The following is a 2,993-nucleotide window of genomic DNA, read 5'->3' on the forward strand; positions in this document are numbered from 1 at the left end:
AAACTGCGCCGAGTGATCGTGCCAGCGCGCATCACCGGTCAGTTTAGTCAGCTGTTTAGTCTCAACATCCAACAGCCACAAGGCCGAGCGGCGCTCATTCAGATAGCCACCGCCATTGCTTTTATAAAGGGCATGGCGGATCACCACGATATCCGGCTCGGCCTGCTCGCTTTTGTTTTTTAGCTGAGTCGGGTCGTCAAGCGCCGGGTCCAGCATCAGTGTCAACAACAGCTGTTTGCCATCCGGCGACCAGCTAAAATCGCGAATAGCCGCTTGTTTTAATTCGGTAATAGCGCGGGCTTCACCGCCGGCAATCGGCAGCAGATATAACTGCTGGCCCTCGCCGCGGCCAGAGATAAACGCCAGTTGCCGGCCATTCGGTGACCAGCGCGGGCTGCGATCACTGTTAGTAAAGGTCAGCTGTTGTGGTGGGCTCTTGCCATCGGTCGCCACCAGATAGAGGTTGGAATGGCGCTTACGCTTATCATCGCTAACAGTGCTGTGCACAAAAGCCACCCTTTTGCCATCAGGCGATAACTGCGGATCTGCCACAAACACAAACTGGTAGTAATCCTCAGGTTGCATACCCCGCGGCTGTGCAAGCACTGTAAAACAGCATAACAACAGCCAGTAAACCGATAATCGCAACAACATAAACCACACCTTCATCATTTAATTTTTTTAGGCTAATACCAAGGCTGCCGCTAGTGGCAGCCTCAAGCTTACTGACTCAGCAGCTCCCACCAATCGCCTTCGTCTTTTAAGTGTTTGTCAAACCAGGCCAGCATATGATCCCACCAGACATAGCGTTTTTCGCGGTCAATAATATGGTGATCCTCACCCGGGATCTCGACCAGCGCCACCGGGCGGCCCAAGAGTTTTAAGGCGGTGTACATTTGCTGCGACTCGCCGGCCGGTACGTTAACATCTGAATCACCAGTGATAAGCAATAATGGCGTGGTAATTTTATCAGCCATATACAGCGGGCTCTGCCCGACATAAAGCTGCTGGTTATTCCACGGGAAGCTGTCACGACTGGCAATGCCGGAGTATAAAAAGCCCCACCAGCCCTGGCCCCAGTAAGAGCTCAGCGCACTGATGCCAGCGTGCGATACCGAAGCGGCGAACATATCGGTTTGGGTCGCCAGGTACATGGTCATAAAGCCGCCGTACGAGGCGCCGATATTGCCCAGGCGTTTGCCATCGACAAAGGGATGTTGCGCTACAAACTGCTCGGTGGCATAGATGATGTCATCCGCAGTGTATTTACCCCAGGCATTGACATGCAGCACCGAAAAACGCTGGCCATAGCCAATGGTGCCGCGCGGCTGCACCACATACACAATATAGCCATTGGCTGCCCAATGATGAAACGGATAACGGCCGGTAAACTGCCGGTTTACCGTGGTAGTACCGCCGTAGTAATACACTATGGTCGGGTACTGTTTACTGGCATCAAAATCTGGCGGTAAATAATAACGGCCATCTATGCTATCGCCCTCTTTATTGACCACGGTAAAATCGCGCACTTCACCCAGCGTAATGTGCTGATATAACGGTGCACTGCTGTGCAATACCGTGGCACGGCGCTGCCCCGGGCTTAGCCGCTCTAACAATTGCGGCGTAGCCACAGCGCTGCCCGCGGCCAGTATAGTACCGGCGCGGTCATTGGCCATTACAAAGCGCTCGGTCACATCCTGGCTAAAGGCTAATCTACTAAAGCGCTGGCGCTGAATATCGACACTGTACAGCAGCGATCTGTCGCCCTCGCTGACCAGTGCCACTAATTGCTGACGGGCATTAAGCACAATACTGCTGATGCTGGGGTCAAACTGCTTTGATAAGGGCGTGATTTGCGTAGCAGTGGCATCCAGCAGATACAACTGACCGTCATAGTCATTGGCCACATAGTCGGCTGAAGGCAAATTAACCCCGCTGCCATTGCCAAAGTTAGGGCCGCCGACCACTAAAAAGCCATCCTGAAAATACTGGATCTGGTTCAGGTGGGCAAAGTTGCCCAGCTCGCGGGCCGTTAAATCGCTTAAATCCAGCTCAAACAATGCCGTACTGGCATGCGGCGCCACTGTGCGATCAGTACGCCGCTGGCTGTAAATGATGGCTTTGCCATCTGGGCGCACATCGGCCAGGCTGCTGCTCTCTTTATCCTTTGTTAATAAACGCACCAGGCCACTTTGAATATCCAGCTGAAAAATACGGCTAATATCACGGTGATTGCGCCAGCGATCTTCCAGCGATCGATATAACTTGGCCTTGGCTTGTTTTAGGCTGCTATCGGTTTGTGTCAATTGTAAAAACACACTTTTACTGTCGGGTGCCCAACGATAGGCGCCTAAACCCGTTTGGTTTTCCAGCAAGGCCCGCAATTCCCCGCTGGCTAAGTGCAGCAGCCATAAGCTGTTATTGGCCTGAAAACTCAGCCACTGGTTATCCGGGCTAAAGGCGGCGCGGCTCAACGATTGTTGTGCAAAGCTGCGCAGTACGTGGTTATTGGCGACCTGTCTGAGCTCAGTACGTTGCAGCTGCATATCGCTGACATCTGAGCGGCCGCTAAAGCTGACTAACATTAGCTTGCCATCAGCGGATATCGCCAGCTGATTAATGGTTTCGGCGTTGGTCAGTAACCGGTTATTCACCGGCTCTGTGGCGGATAACTGAAAGCTTACCGCGACCGGATTCAGCGGCGTCAGGCTCAGGCTGACTTTATCTTCATCTTTAGGGTCATCTTTTAAGCCATCACTGAAAATCAGCAGTTGCTGCCAGCCGGTAGCCAGCTTTAACTCGGAATTATTGGCCGCCTGTGCTTTAAAATTTAGAAATACCTGCGGCGCTTTTACCCCGGTTAGCTGCAAATTCGCCCGTAAATACGAAGGGTGTGAAAACTGCACAAACCAGACGCCAGGCCCGGCTGCTGCCGCTTGCGCCGGACTCAGTGGCTGCCAGCTTAACTCCTGACCAAAGAGTGATACCTTGCG

2 protein-coding genes are annotated in these 2,993 nt (G+C 52.9%); both read right to left on the reverse strand.

Annotation, left to right across the window (positions count from 1 at the left end; genetic code table 11):
• Nucleotides 1–654 (reverse strand): TolB family protein (locus V7D78_RS16690; protein ID WP_442886723.1); only part of this gene is annotated, 654 nt, incomplete at its 3' end.
• A gap of 68 nt (nt 655–722) precedes the next feature.
• Nucleotides 723–2,993, reverse strand: a 2,271-nt coding sequence (locus V7D78_RS16695) for a prolyl oligopeptidase family serine peptidase (protein ID WP_333609584.1), incomplete at its 5' end; no start/stop codon positions are given.

This window comes from Arsukibacterium sp., assembly GCF_036735525.1.
Classification (GTDB): Bacteria; Pseudomonadota; Gammaproteobacteria; order Enterobacterales; family Alteromonadaceae; genus Alishewanella.